The organism is uncultured Methanobrevibacter sp. (assembly GCF_937898925.1).
GTDB lineage: Archaea > Methanobacteriota > Methanobacteria > Methanobacteriales > Methanobacteriaceae > Methanobrevibacter.
In genome coordinates this window covers 84,905-92,377 of record NZ_CALDKF010000114.1, presented here as the reverse complement: position 1 = coordinate 92,377, position 7,473 = coordinate 84,905, and the positions used below count along the sequence as shown (strand labels likewise).

The 7,473-nt window shown below is 42.5% G+C and carries 6 protein-coding genes and 1 pseudogene; all 7 read right to left on the bottom strand.

Annotated features, from left to right (window positions below):
* On the bottom strand, positions 1 to 137 hold a 137-nt coding region (locus tag Q0409_RS09680), incomplete at its 3' end, for a rubredoxin (protein WP_298537605.1).
* 24 nt (positions 138 to 161) lie between these two features.
* Positions 162 to 416 carry a hypothetical protein gene (locus tag Q0409_RS09675; RefSeq protein ID WP_298537589.1) on the bottom strand — a complete coding sequence of 85 codons (255 nt, stop codon included), beginning with the start codon at positions 414 to 416 and terminating at the stop codon, positions 162 to 164.
* A 166-nt stretch (positions 417 to 582) separates the two neighbouring features.
* On the bottom strand, positions 583 to 1,011 hold the full coding sequence (locus tag Q0409_RS09670; RefSeq protein ID WP_298537586.1) for a NusA-like transcription termination signal-binding factor: 429 nt from the start codon (positions 1,009 to 1,011) through the stop codon (positions 583 to 585).
* Between the two features lie 4 nt (positions 1,012 to 1,015).
* On the bottom strand, positions 1,016 to 1,297 hold the full coding sequence (locus Q0409_RS09665; RefSeq protein ID WP_298537583.1) for a 50S ribosomal protein L30e: 282 nt from the start codon (positions 1,295 to 1,297) through the stop codon (positions 1,016 to 1,018).
* Entirely contained in the window at positions 1,297 to 2,727 is a 1,431-nt protein-coding gene (gene rpoA2, locus Q0409_RS09660; protein ID WP_298537581.1) for a DNA-directed RNA polymerase subunit A'', read from the bottom strand. The genes Q0409_RS09665 and rpoA2 overlap by 1 nt, the downstream gene beginning before the upstream one ends.
* A 145-nt stretch (positions 2,728 to 2,872) precedes the next feature.
* Positions 2,873 to 5,614, bottom strand: a pseudogene (locus Q0409_RS09655) (DNA-directed RNA polymerase subunit A'); the annotation flags it as partial.
* 47 nt (positions 5,615 to 5,661) lie between these two features.
* Positions 5,662 to 7,473, bottom strand: coding sequence for a DNA-directed RNA polymerase subunit B (gene rpoB, locus Q0409_RS09650; RefSeq protein ID WP_298537578.1), 1,812 nt, complete (start codon positions 7,471 to 7,473; stop codon positions 5,662 to 5,664).

The following is a 7,473-nucleotide window of genomic DNA, read 5'->3' as shown; positions in this document are numbered from 1 at the left end:
TTTCCGACACCACAAAGTGGGCAAACGAAATCTTCTGGAAGATCTTCAAATTTTGTTCCAGGTGCGATACCAAGTTCTGGTGCTCCTAAAGCTTCATCATATTCCCATCCACAAACGTCACATACATGTTTCTTCATAATTAATACCTCCATTTATTTCTATTATTTTTTGAATTTGTTTATATTGTTTTGATCCTCTCTGATCAATTTTTTCATCCGAGTTATGATGTCTCCACGATATTGTACTAAATCACGTGAATGACAATTAACCCCATAATATTCTACATCATCATGAAATAAAAATTCTGTAGGTATGCCATATTTTGTTGTATTTCTTATATGATCTGTAATTGGAACATCACCCACCATGACTGCAACATTGGAGTAACAGGTCCCAAAATCAATTCCAACAATCATGCTTTATAATCTACAACAAAATATAAAAAATCAACATATTTTCATTTGTTTTCTTCAACTTATGTCAAAAATGTAATGTTCGATGCACCATGTTGTGCACCAGAACATAATTTCTAAAGGAAGTAAAAGGTTTATCCTTGGGACGACCGATCGAAGGGGGTCCCGATCAGTCAACGCTGATGCTCTGAATCTCGTGGTGCCTGTTGACGATGTCTCTGGCAATACGGAGATTCTTTCCTGCCTTTCCGATGGCCCTGCCTTTGAGCTTGGGGTCGACGGTGACGGTGGCATGCGTGATATTACCGCGCTGCTCGATCTCGACCTTCTGGGGGGCATATATGTGGAACACATTCTTCACGAACTGCTCAGGATCCTCCGAGTACTCGACGACCTGGATGTTCTTTCCGGTCTTGTCCTTGAGCTTGATCATGTGTTCGCCCTTCTTACCGACTGCTGTGTTTCCCTGTCCTTTCTCTACGACAAAAACCAACTTGTCATCTGTATCCATACAGTCTTTGACGTTTGCTTTTGTGATCATCTCGAAGAGTGAGATGTATCTGAGAGTGTCCTCCGTAAGTACGATATCTGCAGACATATTCTCACAGCGTTAAGATGTTGGAGGTACCCTTGTCGATGACCGCAAGAGCGGATACCGAGAACGGCTTTCCGCAGAGTGCGCCCAACTCCATGTTGTTACCCTCGTAAACGTGGACTTTTACATCGAGGTTTCCGGCCGTAAGGACTTCACTGGGACAGTTCCTTGCGATGATAACCATCTGTGCCTTTCCTGACTTTACTGCTTTCTCTGTCTGATCTACTCCGAACTCAACCTCTCCGGTTGCGATTGCGGACTTCAATGCTCTACCAATATCTATAGCCATTATTCATCCCCCTTTTTGGGTGTGTAAATTAAGTTTACGGCTCCGGTACCGAGTGTAACCGGCTGACCGACGATGATGTTTTCAGCAACTCCTTCAAGGTGGTCCACCTCTCCGTTCATTGCTGCATGGAGCAAGTGCGGTGCCGTAATTTCGAACGCTGCCCTTGCCAATACACTTGATTTCCTTCCGGAAATACCGTGCCTACCGATGGCCTTCACATAACCGTCATTGGTCATGAGATCGGCCACAAGCATGATGTGTCTGATATCAACGTTAAGACCTGCCTCGGAAAGTGTTCCGAATGCTTCCCTGATGATTGCGTTCCTTGCGGCCTCGATACCGAGAACGTCTGCAACCTCCAGGATACTGTTGGTCATTGTCTTCTCGTTGTTGACTCCATCTACCTTGAGGACTTCCTTGAGGTTGCTTCCCTCGGTGATGATCTTCCATCTGTCATCTCTGTCCTTTGTAAGAACAGCCCTTGAGATTCCGTCGATTCCTTTGATCTTTGCATTCTTGACTGCATCGGAAATTACCTGAAGCTTCTTGAATGAAGGTTCATCGGATGTGACTGTGATCTCGAAGTCATCGGATGAGACCAATCCGCGGAGAGCCTTTACCTTGTTGAGCCTCTCGATTATGTCTGCCATTGTGACACCGCGCTCGTCCATCTTACGCTGGTCGGGGTGGATGATCATCCTCATGTTGGTGATGTCTGTCTCCACTGTTGCGATGTTCAGCAATGATGTAGTCTCAATCTCGTATGAAACGAGACGTGCGACCTTCTCATCTTCTGCGGCCAATCCCTTGAGGGGAATGTCCATAGAAGGTGTACTGGGAATACGCCTGGCATCGACAATCTCGATCAACCTGGGCAATCCCTGTGTCGTAAGGATGTTTGCAACTCCTGAGAAGTGGAAAGTACGCATGTTCATCTGTGTACCGGGTTCTCCCAGGGAGTGTGCTGCCATGACACCTGCGGACTCGTGAGGGTCCATGCGGTGGCTCTGGTACATACGGTCTGCGACTGTGAGGAGTTCCCTGCACTTCTCGTCGCTGATGTCTGCACCTTCGAGACGTGATGCGATGTCCACGATGACCTTGAGGGGGAGCTTGATTCCGAGCTCTTCCTCCATAGCGAGGAGTTTCTTCTCTTCGTCTGAGTACTCGTGGTGCTTGTTGCTCACAATCTCCATGTGAACGACTTCCACTTCCTCCGCCTTCTTCTTAGCGGTGGATCTGGAAGCACGCTTTCCTACCTTTGTGATGACGTCGTTTGCGACCTCTTCCGAGAGTCCGATCTCCATGAGGCCTTCAACACCTGCCTCGCTGATGGATTTCAGTGTGCTGAATTTGGTCAGAAGTTCGTCTGCGACGGATGTCTCGACACCCCTTGTGACCAATGCGTTGAATGTATCTTTCTTAGCCATTTCACTCACTCTCGTATTCGGTTTCGCTCTCGTAATCGGAGTTCTCCTCTTCGAAGTACTCCATTTCGTCCTTCTCACGGCTTCCGTAGTCCTCTCCTACATCTCTTGAATCGAGCCTGAGGAGGGCATCTGCATCATCTCCGAGGACCTCGGTGAACAGGTCGTCCATATCGATGACCTTTCCTCCGACCGACCTTGTGGGGTCTGTTCCGTCCTCTCCGTATCTGAACTGGATGATTGTGTCTGCCGTGTTCCTGATTGATCCGTCAGCAGTGAGCTTGAGGTCTTCGAGTGCCGAGACCAATCTCCTCTGCATGTATCCTGACCTTGATGTACGGACCGCAGTATCGACCAATCCTTCTCTTCCTCCCATTGCGTGGAAGAAGAACTCGATTGGGTCAAGACCTGATTTGTAACTTGAGTGTACAAATCCTTTCGCTTTAGCCCCTAACTCACCTTTCTTGAAGTGAGGCAATGTTCTGTTGATGTATCCTCTTTCGATACGTCCACCCCTAACCGCTTGTTGTCCTACACAAGCAGTAATCTGAGTAAGGTTCAACATGGATGCCCTTGCACCTGTACGTGCCATTACTACAGAGTGGTTTTCAACAGCCATCACGTAGTCATAGGAGTCATCTTGAGATTGTTTACCCATTGTAAGGTAACCTTCTGCGATTTCCCCTGCTGTGTCCCTAGCTTCCCCAAGAACTTGAACAATACGCATTTCCAAGGTTTCTTCTGCACTTCTACCTGGTAAAGGTTGGAGAAGTCCTTCTTCGTAAGTTGCAATTAATTTGTCTACTTCTTGTTCAGCCTTATCTAAGTGAGCGTCAATAACTTCAATAGCTTCTTCTGGAATTTCCTCATCGTTAGTACCAGTGGTAATACCTGTTTTCATGATACCGCAGATAGCAAGGTCAGTGGATCTGTCCAAGAATTCTTTTGCACGGGATGGTCCGTATTCCTTAACGATTGTATCCAAAATTTTACCAGAGAAGGAACCATATGCTGCTTCGTCAATAGCCCCATGAGTTAATTGACCGTCTTTGATTACTACGAATGCATCGTATTGGCAATCTTCCTTAAGACAGGTTTCACATTTTCTACAGATTTCCGCCTTATAGTTCATGTTGAGGTCATCTGGAAGCAATAAGCTGAATAACTCTTTTCCAGTCCAATCACGGTTTTTACGTTTTAAATGCTTTTTATCAACATATTCATTGTTAAGAAGATGTGATTTTCTAATCATTTGGAAAGCATCATCTTCCCTTACAGTGAATCCATCACGGGTTAAAAGGTAAGCTCCACTAATGTGGTCGTGAATAGCACCGATAATTGGTCCACCAAACCTTGGAGATAAGATGTGTTCCTGTACTCTCATCAATGATTTAGCTTCAGCACGGGATTCATCAGTTTGGAAAACATGCATGTTCATTTCGTCTCCGTCAAAGTCCGCGTTGTATGGAGGACATACACAAAGGTTTAATCTGAAAGTCTTGTAAGGTAATACTCTTACTTCATGAGCCATCATACTCATTCTGTGAAGAGAAGGTTGACGGTTGAATAAAACAATATCCCCATCTTTGAGATGTCTCATTACAACATCACCGTATTCAAGGTTCTCAACGACTAATTCCCTGTTGTCATCCAAGACTCTGACTTTCATTTCCTTACCATTGATGGTCTTTTTGACATAGTTTGCTCCAGGGTGGACGTTAGGACCATTTAAGATAGCTTCTTTTAATTCCTCAATGTTCCATTCGTTTACATAGGTAGGTACGGTTACCTCTTTTGCAATCATTTCAGGAACACCGACTTCATTAATACTGATATTAGGATCAGGAGAGATTACAGTACGTGCTGAAAAGTTTACACGTTTACCTGATAAGTTACTTCTGAATCTTCCTTCTTTACCTTTTAATCTTTGAGCTAAAGTCTTAAGAGGTCTTCCACTTCTGTGTCTTGCAGGAGGAACACCACTTGCCTCATTGTCAAAGTAAGTAGTTACGTGGTATTGGAGTAATTTCCAAAGGTCCTCTACAATAAGTTGTGGAGCACCAGCATCCATATTTTCAATCAATCTTTGGTTGATTCTTAAAATATCCACTAACTTGTGGGTTAAGTCGTCTTCAGATCTTTCACCGGTATCAAGAGTGATTGAAGGTCTTACTGTAACAGGGGGTACAGGCAATACTGTGAGAACCATCCATTCTGGACGTGCAACTTCAGGGTTTACACCTAAAACATATGCATCTTCATCTGGAATGCGTTGAAGCTTTTCACGTACTTCAGATGCAGTTAAATCATAATCTTCAGTTAAAGGAGTTCCATCCTCTTCAGTCATAAGTTCTCCATTTTCATCGTATTGCTTGCGAACTTCAATAATGTCGATAGGTTTGACAATCTTGATGTCTTCCTGTTCAGCACCACAATGAGGGCATACCTCTTTGGTTTTTTTATCTTTACAGATTTTATAAACATCTTTTACGAGATCTTCTACGCTTTCACCTGCTTCTTGGAGTTCTTCCATCTTTTCAGTGAACTCTTCGATTTCATCATCATCCAAGAGTACACGTCCACATTCAGTGCAGGTGGAACGTAAGATCTTATGAATGTCATCACCGAAACCTACATGGATAACAGGTCTTGCAAGTTCAATCATACCGAAGTGACCTTGACATTCCCCACCTTTCTCACCACAGGTACGGCATTTTAAACTAGGATCAATAACACCTAAACGAGAATCCATCAATCCAGATTCTATTGGATAACCATCCTCATCGTAAGTGTCTGGTCTTTCTATTTTTACAACAGACATTTCCCTAATCTGTTCTGGTGACATTAATCCAAAATTAATTCTATCAATTTTTTTAATAATTCCTTTCAAAATATTGGCTCCTTAAAAAATTTATTTTTATTTCAACACCTTATTTCTTAAGCTTTGTCCCCAAGAACTAATTTAGGGAAAATACATAAACTTTTAAGTTCATCTAATAATAATTTGAATGCGTATGAGATTTCAACAGGATAAGTTTCGCTGTCGCCACAAATTGGGCAATACATCTTACGTTTATTCTTATCATACACTGCTAACATTCCACATTCATTACATACAACTGCTTCGTATTTATCAGATTCATCCAATAATCTTTCTTTCAATGCGAGAGCAGCACCGTGTGCAATAAGACAGTCTCTTTCCATTTCTCCAAACCTGAGACCACCTTCACGTGCTCTACCTTCAGTTGGTTGTCTTGTAAGCACTTGTACTGGACCAGTGGAACGTGCGTAAACCTTATCAGTTGTCATGTGGTGTAATTTTTGGTAATATGCAACACCTACAAAGATTTCAGCTTCAATACGTTCACCGGTTACACCATTGTACAATGATTCACATCCTGCTGATTCAAAACCGTTTTCTTTAAGAGCACGTTTGATTTCACCTTCAACAGTATCATTGAATGGAGTGCCGTCCATACGGTGTCCTTCCATACATCCTGCTTTACCAGCTACCATTTCCAATACTTGTCCAACAGACATCCTTGAAGGGATAGCGTGTGGGTTAACGATAATATCAGGCACAACACCATCTTCAGTGAATGGAATGTCATCTTGAGATAAGATAAGACCTACAACCCCTTTCTGACCGTGTCTTGATGCAAATTTATCACCGAATTCAGGTTGTCTTGTGTCCCTTACTCTTATTTTGGTTAATTTGCTTCCTTCAACAGTTTCGGTTAAGAGCACTGCATCAACAATACCTTTTTCACCGTGCCTTACAGTTACGGAAGTTTCTCTTCTTTTTTCTGCAACAGTACCGAACTCATCGATTTCTCCTAAGAATCTTGGAGGGGAAGTCTTACCAATCAATACATCACCAGATTCAACATGGGATTCTGGGTTAACAATACCATCTTCATCTAAGTTTCTGTAGGATTCTTCACTGCGGTATCCTTTAACTCCTTTTTCTGGAACTTCGAATTTATCCTCTTGTCCACCCGGATATCTTCTTTCAGATGCTTCGTAAGATCTGAAGAAACTGGATCTTCCCATACCTCTTTCAAGAGAGGATTTGTTGAGAATCATTGCGTCTTCCATGTTATATCCTTCATAAGACATAAGCGCTACAACCAAGTTCTGACCTGATGGTCTTGAATCATAGTTGATAGCATCAATAATTCTTGTTTTTACGATAGGAGTTTGAGGGTGGTGCAATAAGTGTGCACGAGTATCAGTACGTAAAGCGTAATTTGATACGTATAAACCTAATGCCTGTTTAGTCATCCCTGCTTCCATGGTGTTCCTTGGAGAAGAGTTGTGGTCTGAAAATGGAATAATTCCTGCACAAATACCTAACATAGTGGATGGGTCAATTTCCAAGTGAGTGTGATCTTTATTTAATTGACTTAAATTCATTGCAATATATGAATTCTCTTCTTCTTCAGCATCCAAGTATTCTAAAATACCTTTTGCAAATAATTCATCCCATTTCAATTCACCATTTGCAATAGCTTCCATATGTTCATCTCTAAGTGCTGGTTCACCATCATAAACAAGGATTAAAGGTCTTCTTGCCCTACCAGGGTCTGTGAAAATATAGATTTCATGATTGTCATCATAGTAGGTAATGTTCATCTCATTATTGATTTGGCCGTTTCTCCTTTTATCACGCATTTCCTTAGTGAATTCTTCAGGATTATCGCAATAACCAGTTAGTTTACCATTAATATAAATTTTAGCTCTTACCAT

Excerpts from the sequence above, each read along its gene's own strand:
- Q0409_RS09670 (WP_298537586.1), bottom strand. The coding sequence starts at position 1,011 with ATGTCTGCAGATATCGTACTTACGGAGGACACTCTCAGATACATCTCA.
- rpoB (WP_298537578.1), bottom strand. The coding sequence starts at position 7,473 with ATGGTAAGAGCTAAAATTTATATTAATGGTAAACTAACTGGTTATTGC.
- Q0409_RS09665 (WP_298537583.1), bottom strand. The coding sequence starts at position 1,297 with ATGGCTATAGATATTGGTAGAGCATTGAAGTCCGCAATCGCAACCGGA.
- Q0409_RS09675 (WP_298537589.1), bottom strand. The coding sequence starts at position 416 with ATGATTGTTGGAATTGATTTTGGGACCTGTTACTCCAATGTTGCAGTC.
- rpoA2 (WP_298537581.1), bottom strand. The coding sequence starts at position 2,727 with ATGGCTAAGAAAGATACATTCAACGCATTGGTCACAAGGGGTGTCGAG.